The 13,539-nt window shown below is 57.3% G+C and carries 9 protein-coding genes; all 9 read right to left on the minus strand.

What is annotated here, in order from left to right; genetic code table 11:
- Positions 1–331: 331 nt before the first annotated feature.
- Positions 332–3,031 (minus strand): phosphoenolpyruvate carboxylase, encoded by a 2,700-nt coding sequence (ppc, locus tag EV680_RS06880; RefSeq protein WP_132954010.1) that lies wholly within the window; start codon positions 3,029–3,031, stop codon positions 332–334.
- A gap of 304 nt (positions 3,032–3,335) precedes the next feature.
- Positions 3,336–4,094 (minus strand): iron ABC transporter ATP-binding protein, encoded by a 759-nt coding sequence (locus tag EV680_RS06885; RefSeq protein WP_132954011.1) that lies wholly within the window; start codon positions 4,092–4,094, stop codon positions 3,336–3,338.
- Positions 4,091–5,053, minus strand: a complete 963-nt coding sequence (locus EV680_RS06890; protein ID WP_132954012.1) for an iron chelate uptake ABC transporter family permease subunit — start codon at positions 5,051–5,053, stop codon at positions 4,091–4,093. The genes EV680_RS06885 and EV680_RS06890 overlap by 4 nt, the downstream gene beginning before the upstream one ends.
- Entirely contained in the window at positions 5,043–6,011 is a 969-nt protein-coding gene (locus EV680_RS06895) for an ABC transporter permease (RefSeq protein ID WP_132954061.1), read from the minus strand. The genes EV680_RS06890 and EV680_RS06895 overlap by 11 nt, the downstream gene beginning before the upstream one ends.
- A 759-nt stretch (positions 6,012–6,770) precedes the next feature.
- Positions 6,771–7,733 (minus strand): siderophore ABC transporter substrate-binding protein, encoded by a 963-nt coding sequence (locus tag EV680_RS06900; RefSeq protein ID WP_132954013.1) that lies wholly within the window; start codon positions 7,731–7,733, stop codon positions 6,771–6,773.
- 402 nt (positions 7,734–8,135) lie between these two features.
- Positions 8,136–8,957 (minus strand): siderophore-interacting protein, encoded by an 822-nt coding sequence (locus EV680_RS06905; RefSeq protein WP_132954014.1) that lies wholly within the window; start codon positions 8,955–8,957, stop codon positions 8,136–8,138.
- Complete coding sequence (locus EV680_RS06910) at positions 8,950–9,912, minus strand: alpha/beta hydrolase (protein WP_132954015.1); 963 nt, start codon at positions 9,910–9,912, stop codon at positions 8,950–8,952. The genes EV680_RS06905 and EV680_RS06910 overlap by 8 nt, the downstream gene beginning before the upstream one ends.
- A gap of 211 nt (positions 9,913–10,123) precedes the next feature.
- Positions 10,124–10,816 carry a hypothetical protein gene (locus EV680_RS06915; protein WP_132954016.1) on the minus strand — a complete coding sequence of 231 codons (693 nt, stop codon included), beginning with the start codon at positions 10,814–10,816 and terminating at the stop codon, positions 10,124–10,126.
- A 368-nt stretch (positions 10,817–11,184) separates the two neighbouring features.
- Positions 11,185–13,350, minus strand: a complete 2,166-nt coding sequence (locus EV680_RS06920) for a FepA family TonB-dependent siderophore receptor (RefSeq protein WP_132954017.1) — start codon at positions 13,348–13,350, stop codon at positions 11,185–11,187.
- Positions 13,351–13,539 lie beyond the last annotated feature (189 nt).

Below are 13,539 nucleotides of genomic sequence, written 5' to 3' on the forward strand. Positions count from 1 at the left end.
GCTACTTCGCGGATGTGGAAATCCCAGGGTGTGTACGGAGGCGGATAACCTGTTTGGATGCTATGGTACATTGGTTTTAATATACAAGGGTGTGTGCCGTGGGCACGCACGCGTTTGGCGGGTTGATGGTTTTGATTGAAAGGCCGTCTGAAACTTTTTTCAGACGGCCTTTGTTTGCTGTTTTAATGTTGACGGGCTTCTTTAAAACCGTGCTTCAATGCACCGTCAACAGCGCCACGGCGGCGGGGGATGCCGCTGATGTGGCCGGCCTTGGTGCTTGGCCGTGCCGCATGATTTCCGGCGGCAACCCAAGCTGCCAAAGCGGCAGGTTTCAGCCGGTGTTGCGCAGGCCTTGTGCCACGCCGTTGATGGTGAGGTGCACCATTTGTAGCAGGTGCGGGTTGTCGGCATCTTGGCGCAGGCGTTTGAGCAGCGCCACTTGCAGGCTGCCCAGCGCGTTGAGGTAGGGGATGCGCAGGGCGAGCGAGCGGGCGAGGCTGCGGTTGTCGCTGAGCAATTCGCTGCTTTGCAGAATATCCAGCAGCGCTTGGCGGCTGAGCAGGTATTCGGCCTTAATCATGGCGAAAATGGCGGCGGCTTGCTCGGGCGATTGGCTCAGGCCGGCGTATTCTTCGGCCAGGGTGATGTCGGTTTTGGCCATCACTTGCTCCATGTTTGACAACATGGCCTGAAAGAAGGGGTTGTGGCGGGCATGCTGCTGCAAATCGTTCAGACGGCCTTCTTGCCGGCAAAGCTCGGCCACGGCGCTGCCGAAGCCATACCAAGCCGGCAGCATCAGGCGGTTTTGCGTCCAAGAAAACACCCACGGGATGGCGCGCAAATCTTGAATACGTGCCAAGGTTTTGCGGCTGGCGGGGCGGCTGCCGAGGTTGAGGGTGGCGATTTCCTGAATCGGGCTGGTTTGCAGAAAATAATCGATAAAATCGGAGTGGGTAATCAGGCTGCGGTAGTGGGCAAAGGCGCTGTCGGACAAGGCCTGCATCAATTCTTGATCCGGGTCTTGGCGGTTGGGCAGAAGGCTGGCTTCGAGCGTGGCGGCCACGAGGGTTTCGAGGTTGCGGTGGGCGTTGCCGGGGTCGGCATATTTGGCGGTGATCACTTCGCCCTGCTCGGTGATGCGGATTTGGCCGGTTACGCTGCCGGCGGGCTGGGCGAGCACAGCTTGGTAAGCGGGGCCGCCGCCACGGCCGACGCTGCCGCCGCGGCCGTGAAACAGGCGGATGTTGATTTGGTGTTTTTCAAACAATTCCACCAATTCCTGCTCGGCCTGATAAAGACACCATGAGCTGGTGACGTAGCCGCCGTCTTTATTGCTGTCGGAATAGCCGAGCATGATTTCTTGGGTGTTGCCGCGGCTGGCGAGCAAGGCTTGATACCAGGGCAGGGCAAACAGGGTTGCCATCACCGGGCGGGCGTTTTCCAGTGCTTCGATGGTTTCAAACAGCGGCACAATATTGATGCGGCTGTGCGGGCGGCCGTGTTCGAGGGTGAGCAGGCCGCTTTCTTTCAGCAGCAAGGCCAGCGCCAGCACGTCGCTGGCGTTTTCGGCGTTGGAAATAATGCTTTGATTAATGGCTTTTTCGCCCAGCTCTTCTTTGATTTTGCGCGCTTCGCGGAAAATCGCCAATTCGTAGCGGCTCTCTTCGCTATAGTCGAGATAGGGGTTGTAGAGCGGGCGTTGGGTTTGCAGCTCGCGCAAAAGCACGTGTTGTTTGTCGGTTTCGGAGAGGGCAGCGTAATCTTCGAGGCCGGCATGGCGGAAAAGCTCGGCCACCACATCGGCGTGTTTGCCGCCGTGTTGGCGCAAATCGAGCGGCATCAGGAAAAAGCCGCACAACGAAGTCGTGCGGATAAGGTCGCCCAGGCGCGCATCGGCCAAAAGCTCGCTGCCGTTTTCGCGCAGGGATTGTTGCAGGATTTTCAAATCGGCGATGAATTCATCGGCATCGGCATAAGGCTTAAGCGTGCCGAAGCGGCAGCCCAAGGTGAGGCCGAAGTGGTGCGCTTTGCCGATCAGGCGGGCCATAATATAAGCAATGGCGCGGCGGTAGGGCTCTTCTTCGTGGGCGATTTCGGTGTCGGGCGATTGCGCGGAGAGTGCGAGCACGGCCGGGTTAACATTGACGCGGCGCACAGAGAGCGGCAAATCGTGAAACAATTCGCCCAGCTGGCGGCGGTAGTGGTGGAACACGGTGTCGGCATGGCGGGTGAAGGCGTGGCGCAAGGTGGCGGCCGACACAAAAGGGTTGCCGTCGCGATCGCCGCCTATCCAGCCGCCGATTTGCAGCAGCTCGGGCACCTTGATGCCGGGCCAGGCGGATTGGAGCTGGTTTTCCATGCTGCGGTAAAGTTTGGGCAGCGCTTTAAAAAAGCTGAGCGGGAAAATCGACACGCCGTTGTTGATTTCGCTGTCGACGGTGATTTTGAAATGGCGGGTTTCGCTGGTTTGCCACAAGGCCAGCAGCGTGGTGTCGATTTCGCGTTTCAATTCGGCCAAGGCTTCGGGGCTGTTGCAATATTCGCGTTGCGGCAACAGGGCGCGGATGCGGCGGTGGAAATTGAGCGTGGCTTGGCGCTGCACTTCGGTGGGGTGGGCAGTGAGCACGGCGGCAATGTGGGTGCGCGCAAGCTGCGATTGCATGGCGGCCGCATCGATATTGTGGGTTTGCAGCTTGTGCACGGTTTCGGCCAGGCTGCCTTCCACCGGGGCGCTGCCGGCGTTTTCGTGGGCGCGGCGGCGGCGCTCGTGGTGCACGTCTTCGGCGATGTTGAGAATTTGCGCAAACAGGCCGCAGGCGATAATCAGATTTTGGGTTTGCTGCTCATTTAAGGCGGGCAGGGCGGCCTTGATAATGCTGCTGCCTTCTTCGGCTTCGGCCAGCGCGGCCAAGGTGTTGGCCACGGCCGGTGTGGTTTCGCGCTGAAGCAGGTCAAACAATGCGGCTTTCAGAAAAGCGGCATCTTCGACCAGCGGGGCATCTTTGGGATTGTTGAGGATGTGAAGCTGCATGGTTTGCTCTTTTCTCTTGTCATAATCAAGGCGGATGAAAATCATTGTATAGCATGTGTGTGGCTGGGTCATCATTGATAACAATGTAGCAAAATGTAATTTGATTTAAATCTGAAAAATATTTGAATTTTCGGGATAAATAATGGGTTTGTCGGGATAAATGTTGGCTTTTTTTGCTTGATATTTTGATGGTGTGAGTGCTTTAGGCCGTCTGAAAAAGATAATTTGTAATAAAGTTTCAATTTTAAAAACAGGCCGTCTGAAAGCTTTCAGACGGCCTGTTTTGGGTTTGCCAACGGGTTTGTCAAACGTGGTGCACCACCAGCTTCTTGCCAGCATAATCAATCACCGCCGCATCCATATTGAATAAGGTTTTGATGTTGGCTTCGGTAAACACGTCATCCGGTGCGCCGGCAAACGCCACTTGGCCGTGCTGCATGGCGACGATGTGGTCGGCATAGGCGGCGGCCTGATTGATGTCGTGCAACACCACCACGGTGGTGCGCTTGTGCTCGTGGGTGAGCCGCTGCAAAAGCTGCATCAGGCTTTTAGCGTAAAACATGTCCAGATTGTTGAGCGGCTCGTCGAGCAGCACATAATCGGTTTGTTGGCAAAACACCATCGCAATCATGGCCCTTTGGCGTTGGCCGCCGGAGAGCTCGGTGAGGTAGCGTTCAGCCAAAGGCTCAAGCCCGAATTCATGCAGCGCGGCGGCCACGATTTCGCGGTCGAGGGCTTGCGGGTGGCCTTGGTGGTAGGGAAAGCGGCCGAACATCAATAAATCGCGCACCGAAATGCGGCTTTGCACGCTGCCCTCTTGCGTGAGAATGGCCAGCTTGCGCGCCATTTCGGCGGTGGGCGTGGCGGCCAGATCGCGGCCGTCGTAGCGGATATGGCCGTGTGTGAGCGGTTGCAGCCGCGCCATCAATGAGAGCAGCGTGGATTTGCCCGCGCCGTTGGGGCCGATGAGTGCGGTGATGCCGCCGGCGGGAATTTCCAAACGGATATTGTTCAAAATGGTTTGTTTGCCGATGTGGTGGCTCACGTTTTCAATATGAATCATGTTTGTTTTTTCCGCAAAATCAAATATAAAAACACCAAACCGCCGGCAAATTCCACCACCACGCTCAGCACCGCCTGCATGCCGAGCACATGCTCAAACAGGGTTTGGCCGCCCACCAGCAGCAGCGCGGCCACCAGAAACACCATCGGCAGGCGCACATTGTGGCGCAGCGTACCGGCAAAATGGTTGGACAGTGCGCAAACGAGCAGGCCGAAAAAGCTCACCGGATAGCCAAACGGCCCCACCAGCGCCGTGGCCGTGGCCACCAGCACGGCCACCCAGGCCAAGAGCCATAAAGTGTGGCGCTGATAAGCGATGCCGAGGTTGACGGCTTGGTCGCGGCCGAGCAGGTGCACATCCAGGCGATGGCGCTCACGCCACAGCAAGGGCACGCTAATCAACACCACCAGCAAAGCCGGCCACAAAAGCTGCCGGTTAAACGAATTGAACGAGGCATAAGAAAAAGCCTGCGCCACCGCAAAGGCTTCCGGATCCATCAGCCGTTGCAGCAGGCCGGTGATGCTGCGAAAGAAAATGCCGAAAATCACGCCGATTAAAATCATGCGCGCCAAATCGCGGCCGCCTTGGCGCAGCAACACTTGAAACAACAACATCGAGCCGCCCAACATCACCAGCATTTCGCCGCTGAATTTCCAAACCGGGTTGAGCTGCACATAGCCGATGCCGCCCAACACGAGCACCAACAGCGTTTGTAAAAACACATATAAAGTGTCAAAGCCGAGCAAAGAGGGCGTGAGTATCGGGTTGTGGGTGAGCGTTTGAAACAATAAAGTCGACACGCCGATGGCATAGGCCACCAGCAAAATCGCCAGCAATTTGGCCGCGCGCAAAGGCAGCACGAAATCCCACATGCCGCGCGCGTTTAGCGTCATAAACAAAGCCGATGCGGCAGCCAGCAGCAAGGCGGCCAGCAGCAGGTTGCGTTTTTCAGACGGCATGGCCGCTCCTTTTCATCAGCAACACCAAAAACAGCACCGTGCCCAACACCCCAAACACCGTGGCCACCGGAATTTCAAACGGATAGCGGATCAGCCGCCCGATAATGTCGCACGCGAGCACCAGCACCGCCCCCAGCAGCGCCACCGCAGGCAGGCTTTGACGCAGCTTGTCGCCCACCAAGCGGCTGACGATATTGGGCACCACCAGCCCGATAAACGGAATACCGCCCACCGTTACCACCACCAGCGAAGTAATCAGCGCCACAATCACAAGCCCGGCCCACAAAATGGTTTTGCGGTTGAGCCCCAAATTGATGCTCACCGTTTCGCCCAAGCCCAAAATGGTGAGCCTGTCGGCAATCAGATAAGCGGCCAGCGCCAATAAGCCCGCCAGCCACAACAACTCATAACGCCCGAGCAACACGCCCGAGAAATCACCCAAATGCCACACGCTGAGCAATTGCAGCGTTTCCGTTTCATAAGCCACAAACACCGCGGCCGATTCGATAATGCTGCCGAAAATAATCCCCACCAGCGGCACCATCAGCTGCGCCGTGGGCGGCAGGCGGCGGATGAGCAACATAAACACCAACATGCCCGCCAGCGCCGCCGCGGCCGCCACCGACATTTTCACCATCAGCGTGGCCGCGGGAAACAGCAAAGCCATCAGTAAAAGCCCCAGCGAAGCACTTTGGGTGGCGCCCACCATCGAAGGCTCGATAAAGCGGTTTTTCATCAAAATCTGCAAAATCATGCCCGCCACCGCCATCGACGCGCCGGTGAGCACAATGGCAAACGTGCGCGGCAGCCGGCTGGTGAGCAGCAGCTGCCATTCATCGGGCATGGCAAACAGATTGCGCCAGCTGAAATCGGCCACGCCCACCGATAAGCTGACAGCAAACAAGAGCAGTAGGGCGGCGGCGCTGCCCCAGTTGAGCAAACGGGATTCGGCTTGCATTTTGGTTTGCATAAGGAACGGTTTCTTCTTCTTTAATTTGGTTTGGTTTCAGACAGCATCGGTACGTAGGTATGATTAGCGCAGCGTAATCGTACGCATGCGAGAGGCTGTCTGAAAGATTACGGTCATTCAAATATTTCCAATCATTAAGCTACAACCGTTCGAGGCCGTCTGAAACATTTCGAGCTTCAGCAGTGCATAGGTACGATTAAGCTTCGCTAATCGTACCTATGCACTACGCACTCAAACAGTTATCGCTTGATTATTCAAGCGAGTATCAATGTTTGCGCAATAACAATCTTTCAGACGGCCTGTCACTTATACCAATCCCAAAAAATAACCTAACTTCGTTGTCTCGCCTTGCCGTACTAGTTGTACTGTCTGCGGCTCGACGCCTTGTTAGCTTACTTTTTTGAACTGGTATTACATCCCCTCCCTCTGCTCAAAGCGGACAAGATTGACACGCTGCGCCGGTCAATCTATAGATGCGGCAACTAATTATTGAATATTCACATCCTCTTGCCCGCAGCAGAAACCTGTTCCCTCTCCCATGGGAGAGGGCTAGGGAGAGGGCAACAAGCCAAAGGCTTGTTTGCCGGCATCTGAAAATGTTCAATATTTAATTGCCGAATCAATAAGTCGGAGAGGATTTGCGCCGACTTGTTGGGGTAAAGGTGAGGGTGGTAAGCCGTAAGGCTTGCTGCCTGCCCAGTTTCGCCCGCCCTAAACGTTCAAGGCCGTCTGAAACACAACTGTCGTTTACTTCGCCGCTTCAAACGCTTCGCGCACTTGCGCGGTGGCATTCAAAAGCTGTTGCGCGCCGCCGGCGGCCAGATAGTTTTCCGGCAATAAATACACCACTTGGCCTTTTTTCCAAGCGGTGGTAGCGGCCACCAGCGGGTTATCCAGCACATCTTTGGCCGCTTCGCCTTCTTGGCCGATGGCCGAGCCGCGGTCGAGCACAAACAGCCAGTCGGGGTTTTTCTGCTTGAGGTATTCAAACGAAATCGGTTGGCCGTGGCTGCCTTCTTTAATCTCGGCATCCACCGTGGGCACGCCCACATCGCGGTGTATCCAGCCGAAGCGCGAATCGGGGCCGAAGGCCGACATTTTGCCGCCGTTAACCAGAATCACCAGCCCGCTGCCCTTGCCTTGTGCGGCGGCTTTGGCCGCAGCAAAGGATTCATCGATTTCTTTTTTCAGCGCTTGGGCTTCGGCTTCTTTGTGGAAAATTTTGGCAAACGCATCGATGCGCGCCTCGGTGCTTTCGCGCATTTTGGTGGTGTCGGCAGTCATCTCGATGGTGGGCGCGAGCTTGCTCAATTGCTCAAACGCCGGTGCGGTGCGCGAGCCGGTGATGATCAATTGCGGCGCGAAGGCGTGGAGCGCTTCATAATCCGGCTCAAACAAAGTGCCCACCGGCTGCATGTTGCGGGCGGCGTCTTGCAGATAGCCCAGGCGGATATTGGTGGTGGTGGCACCCACATCCACACCCAGCTTGCCCAGCGTATCGAGCATGCCCCAGTCATACACGGCGATGCGTTCGGGGTTGGCCGGCACGGTGGCTTCGCCGCGGGCGGTGTCGATGGTTACGCTGCCTGCTTCCGAAGCGGCAGCCGCCACGGCAGAGGCGGCATGATTATCGGAAGCGGCAGGTTGGGGCGAGCAGGCGGCCAAGGCAGCGGTGCAGCATAGGGCAAGCGTGGTGAAACGTAAGGTCATGGCAAACTCCATCAGGTGAGGATTCAAAACGCGCTTGGCAAACGCAGCGTATTGGTTAACGGTTGAAATATCAGGCCGTCTGAACGTGCATACACGTTTTCAGACGGCCAAGGCATGGATAATAATTGCTTTTAATTTTCGCATAAGTTTTTATGATTAACAATGATTCGTATTATTAAAATTTGAGTGGTGTTGTATTTATGAAGACGTTAATAAATATTCGTGCAGTATTGCTTTGAGCTTAGGGTCTGTTCACAATTCATCCGCGAGTAAGATTTTGAGCGCAAAAGCGTGGCTGCAAGGCGAAAAGCACAGCAAGGTTGGACACCTTGCGAGCATTTTCAACGCAGCAGGCGCGTTTTTGAGCCAAAAGATTGCCACGAGATGAAATGTGAACAGACCCTAGAGCGCATCGTCTGCATCCATAAACACATGCCGTTGCCGGTGATATTGCTCTTCATCTTCGCCACGCCGCCAAAACGGCACGGCATAGCAATGGGCGGCGGGCAGCCGCCATTGCACCCGTGCAATCGGGCGCAAGGCGGCCACCAATTGCGCTTCGCCGCCAAACCAGCAGCGGCAATCGCTTGGCGGCTGCGGCAGCGCGGCGATTTGGGCGGCAATGGCGGCCACGGTGTCGGGCGCGTTGCCGCTGAAAAAGTGCACATTTATGGCGGCGGGTTTGGGCAACAGTGCGGGCAAATCGGCCGCCTCGGGCAGCCACAGCCACACATCGCCGCGGCTGTGCGGGTGCATTTCGGCCAGCATGGCGCTGATGGCGGGCAGGGCGCTTAAGTCGCCCGCGATGACGGCGTGCGCACAAGAAGCCGGCATATCGCGGCTGCCGGCGGGGGCGGATACGCCGATGCTTTGGCCGGCCTGCACGCTGCGGGCAAAGTGTGAGGCGGGGCCATTGCTGTTGTGCAGCACAAAATCAATGGTCATGGTGCACTCGGTGCGGTCAAACGCGCTTAAGGTGTAGGAACGTTTGTAGGGCGCGGCGGTTTTATCGGGCCAGCGCGGGCCTTGCGGGGTGAGGTCGGGCAGCACAGGTTTGCTTTGGCCGGCACGGGGCAGCAGGATTTTGATGTGGGCGCCGTTGCGGGTAAACGGATAATCGGCCAATTCGGGGCTGTGAAACACAATGCGGCGCAGGTGCGGGCTGAGATCGTGCCAGCTTTGCACTTGAATCAGGCGCGCGCGTTTGGGGTTGGGCTCAGTCATGGGTTGGTTCCTGAAAAGGGGTGGAAGCTTGGCTTAAGGCTGCCTGAAACGATGCGGCCAGCAGGCTGCCGTGGCTGTGTTGCGGATAATCCTGATAATGCACGCTCAGGCCGGGCAGTTTGCCCAATTGTGCGGCCAGTGTTTTGGCGGCATCGGGCGGCACGGCGGCCACGGCGCGGTTGCGGGCTTCGATGCGCTGTTGTTGCTGTGGGTTTTGCGCGGTTTTGCGCTCGGCTTTGCCGCTTTTTTGCAGCCACAATTGTGCACGGGGCTGAAATGGCAAAGGCCGTCTGAACGCTTGCTGTGCCTGTTGCAGAAACAGGCCGCGCTGCCACCACAATGAGGGGTCGGCGGCGATGTATTGCGTAAACGCATCGGGTTGTTGCAGCAAGCTGTAGAGCACAAACAGGCCGCCGTAGGAATGCCCCCACAGCGTTTGCCGTTGCGGATTCAGTGGCGCGCGTTTGGCCACGGCAGGGCGGATTTCGGTGGTGAGCCGTTGCAGCAATATCGCTGCGCCGCCGTTTTGGCGTGTGGGGTCGAAATCATCGGCCAAAGCCTGGCCGTGTGTATCGGGCGGGGTGTAGTCATAGGCCCGGGCGGCGGCATCGAAGCGCAAATTGTTGGCATAACCAATCAGCACCAGCACGGTTGGCGCTTCGGCGGCTAGGCGGCGCAAGGTTGCGGTGTTTAAAAGCTCGGGCAAGGCGTTGCCGTCAAGCGCAAACAAGGCGGGAAAGCCGGCGGCTGGCGGCGCGGCTTCGGGAATGCCGGCATACACGCGAAGCGCCGGCCTGCCATCGGCGGTGGGGAAATCCAGCGTGTGGAAGCGGTAGCCGCTCTCAGGCGCGGAGAGCACCGAAAAATCGGCGCGCCGGCTCATATCGGGCGGCGGGGCAGCGGGGCTGTGCGCGGCCAATAGCAGGGTAGTGAGAAATAAGGCTATTCGTAGCATAGGGTTAAGGCTGCCTGAAAGAGAAACGGGATAAAAAACAAACGCTAAAAGCTTTAATCATTCAGTAGCTGTAGGTCGGATTCTTGAATCCGACACTTGTTTGCAGAACAAGATTGCGGCATGTTCGGCCTTGCGGCCCAATGTCGGATTCGAGAATCCGACCTACAGCTACGGGCTGTTATTGCGTTTCAGACGGCCATTCTTTGCGGCGTTATTTCACCAAACGTGCATCAGCGCCGAAGCCACGGGCGGCATCGGGTTTGGCGACATCGAATTCGCGCAAGGTGCTGTTGATGGTCACCGTTAGCGGTTTGCCGTTAACCGTGGCCGAGGCGTTCAGCTTCACGCCGCCGCCGCTGCGCTCGCCGCTGGCAAAATCAGGCAGTTGCAGCTCGCTCAGTTGCAGGCTGGGGCGGGTGAGTTTGGCTTCTTTGTTAACCAATTGTTTGCCGCGCGGGCGGATTTTGTCTTCGGCTTTGAAGGTGTCGGGCGTGTCGGCATCGCTGATTAAGGCCAGGCTCAAGAGCTTGGCGGCGGCCAAATCGGGCTGGCCGTTGTGCACGGGAATGCCGATTAAGAGCTTCACGCCGCGGTGGATGGCGCGGTTGTCGCTCCAGCCGCTGCCTTCGCGTGCGGGGCGGGCGTCGGCGGCGAGCGAATAGCTACGGCTCATAATCTGGATTTTGTAGCCGGGGATTTTGGTTTTGCCCAAGCCGTCGTTAATGTCGGCCACGAGTTCGGGCGCATTGCCTTGTTGGTTGCCGAGCAGGCGGGCGGAGGTGTCGGCCACGGCAAGCGTTTGGCCGGCATAGCGGATGTCTTGTTGATGGGCGAAGCCTGCGGCGAAAGCGGGGCTGCTCAAGCCGAGGGCGGCGGCAATAAATAATGCGGTGCTGGTTTTCATGCGGTTTCCTTGAATGGTGGGTGTATCAATATGGGGCATGTTTGAGTGGTGGTGCTAATCTGCAGCGGTGCTAGGTCGGATTCTTGAATTCGGCCTTGCGGCCAAATGTCGGATTCGAGAATCCGACCTACAAAGACCAAGGCTGCGGCCTAACATTTCCGGTTTCGGGCAATATTGCGGGAAACCAAGATGTTGTTGGGTTACGGCCTTGGCGGCCTAACCCAATCTACGGGCTGTTATTGCGTTTCATACCAATCCAAAAAAATAACCTAACTTCGTTGTCTCGCCTTGCCGTACTATCTGTACTGTCTGCGGCTCGCCGCCTTGTTAGCTTACTTTTTTGAATTGGTATCAGACGGCCTTAAATCTTAAAACCCCACTTTCAGGCTGCCGTAAAAGGCGCGGCCGTGTTGGTTGAAGGTTTGTGCGCCGTCGGCGGTGCGGTAGATTTTCTTGTCGAAAATATTGCTGATGCCGGCGCGGGCGCTGGTGTGTTTGTTGAATTGATAGCCGGCATTGATGCCCCACAGGCCGTAGCTGCCCACTTCATTGGTGCTCAGGCCGTTGCTGTTTTCGGTGCGGTTCACCGCCACGGTGCGCGGCTTGATGCGGCCGTATTGGGTGAAGGTGAGGTTGGCATCCCATTTTTCGGTGGGCGTCCACGCTAGGGTGCTGTTGAAGGTGAATTTCGGAATCATCGATAAGGGGTTGCCTTGGTAGTCTTCCGATTTTTGCATATAGGTGAAATTGTTGTTCCATTTCAAGCGCTCATGCAGCGGCACCACCAAGTTGCCTTCCACGCCGGCCACGGTGGCTTTGGGGGTGTTGCTCCATTGGTAGAGCGCGTTGCCTAAATCGCTTTGGGCAACCAGCACGTCGCCGATCACGATTTTGTTGCGGTAGGCGTTGTGGAAATAAGTGGCCGATGCCTGCCAGCCGTTTTTATTGAATTCGGCGCCGATTTCTTTGTTCCAGCTGGTTTCCGGCTTCAAATCGGCGTTGCCCATGTAGTAGCAGCGGCCTGAAGTACCGATGGGGCAGCCGTTGCCGCGGGTGTAGAGAATAAAATTGGGGTCGGTTTGATAAAGGTTGGGCGCTTTGTAGGCGCGGGCGATGCCGCCTTTAACCAGCCAATATTCGCCCAGTTGTTGTGAAAAATTGAGGCCGCCGCTCACGTTGCCGCCGGATTTGCTGTGGTGGTCGAAGCGCAGGGTGGGGATGAGGTGGGTGCGCTCGGTGAGGGCGATGTTGTCTTCGGCATACACGGCCCATTCGCGTTGCGAGGCATTGCTGCCGCGTGTGGCGGAAATGCCGTCGAAGATGTCGGTGTTGCCTTGGTCGGTGAAGCTTTGGCGGTTGGATGAGGCATCTTTCAGACGGCTGTCGGTGAATTCGGCGCCCACCGTCAATACATGCGGCACGCCCCATTCAAACGGAATATGCGCTTCGCTGCTCAGGCGCAGGTTTTTCAGGTAGCTGTTGGTGAATTCATCGCTGCTGTAGCTGCCTTCGGGGCCGCCGGCGAGATATTCGGGCAGGCGGCTGTTGGTGGTGCGGTCGTAGCTGATATACGATTTGGTGTCGCCCCAATCCCAGGCGCCGGTGTGGGTGAGGGCGAAATTGCTGCGGTAGAGGCGGGCGGTTTCCGAGCCGATAAGGCTGGTGCGTAAGGCTTCGGCGGCGGGGTGGGTGTCGCTGTTTTGGGTGTCGCCGTTGTAAATATTGCCTTGGCGGCTGAAGCCGGTGTCGAAGGTGAGGCTTTGGGCGGGGCTGATTTTCCAATGCAGACGGCCGGCGATGTCTTTATTGCGCACGCCTTCCACGCCGGCGGCATCGGCATTGCCGGCGGCGGCATTGATGTTGGCATCATCGGCATCGGTTTTGTTGGCGCTGCCGTAGATGCGGAACGACAACACATCTTTCACAATCGGGCCGCTCAGGTTGAAGCCCACGCGGTTGGTGGCGCCTTCGTCATCGTCTTGCGGCTGGTTGGTGTAGTAATTCAGGCTGCCGCTGAATTCGTTGGTGATTTTTTTGGTGACGATATTCACCATGCCGCCCATGGCGCCGGAGCCGTAGCGGGCGGCGGCGGGGCCGCGGATTACTTCAATCGAATCGATGGCTTCGGCCGGCACCCAGTTGCTGTCGCCGCGGGTGTTGCGCTCGCCGCGCATGCTGATGCGCTCCGAATTGCGCGAGGTGGCCGGGCGGCCGTCGATTAAAATCAGCGTGTTTTCCGGCCCCATGCCGCGCAAATCAATCTGGCGCTTGTTGCCGCGCTGGCCGGTGGCGGTGTTGCCGGTGAGGTTGACGCCGGGCATGGTGCGCACCAGCTCGGAAATGTCGTTCACTACCGGCTGCTTTTCCAAATCTTGCGCCGAGATTTTCGACACGCCCAGCGATTGCTGCAATTGGCGCTCGGCGGTTACGTAAACAGTGCCTAATTCGGCGGTGCTCTCGGCTGTTTCGGCATGGGCAAAACCTGCCAGCAGGCTGAGAGAGAGAAGTGGCAAACGCAATTGCGGGGTAGGCATTAAAAAGGCTCCGGAAGGTCAAGGGTTGTGTAGATTCGATTGCCTGCATAAGACCAACCCAAAAAAAATAACCTAACTTCGTTGGCTCGCCTTGCCGTACGGGTTGTACTGTCTGCGGCTCGCCGCCTAGTTAGCTTACTTTTTTGAATAGGTATAAGGCTTTCAGACGGCCTTACGCAGCTGCAAAAA

It is taken from the genome of Uruburuella suis, from assembly GCF_004341385.1.
In the GTDB taxonomy this organism is placed as follows: Bacteria; Pseudomonadota; Gammaproteobacteria; order Burkholderiales; family Neisseriaceae; genus Neisseria; species Neisseria suis.